This is a genomic window from Pseudobacillus wudalianchiensis, assembly GCF_001685015.1.
GTDB classification, from domain to species: Bacteria; Bacillota; Bacilli; order Bacillales; family Domibacillaceae; genus Pseudobacillus; species Pseudobacillus wudalianchiensis.
Map to the genome: position 1 here is coordinate 1 of NZ_MAYT01000026.1, position 301 is coordinate 301.

At 61.8% G+C, this 301-nt stretch carries 1 pseudogene; it reads right to left on the reverse strand.

What is annotated here, in order from left to right:
• Window positions 1–274, reverse strand: a pseudogene (gene nifH, locus A8F95_RS13175) (nitrogenase reductase); the annotation flags it as partial.
• Between the last annotated feature and the right edge of the window lie 27 nt (window positions 275–301).

Here is a 301-nt window from a genome sequence, read left to right on the forward strand (position 1 = left end):
GCATGGCGAAGCCGCCGCAGACCACGTCGCCCAGGACGTCATAGAAGACGTAATCTAAGGCTTCACTGTCAGCATAAGCTCCCAATTGTTCCAGTAGGTTGATGGAAGTAATGATGCCCCGGCCGGCGCAGCCCACGCCGGGTTCCGGGCCGCCGGATTCTACGCATACCGTGCCGGAGAAGCCGCTGCGGCGGATATCCTCCAGATCCACATCTTCGCCTTCCTCCCGGAGGGTGTCCAGGACGCTCTTCTGAGCCAGACCGCCCAGGAGCAGGCGGGTAGAGTCAGCTTTGGGATCGCA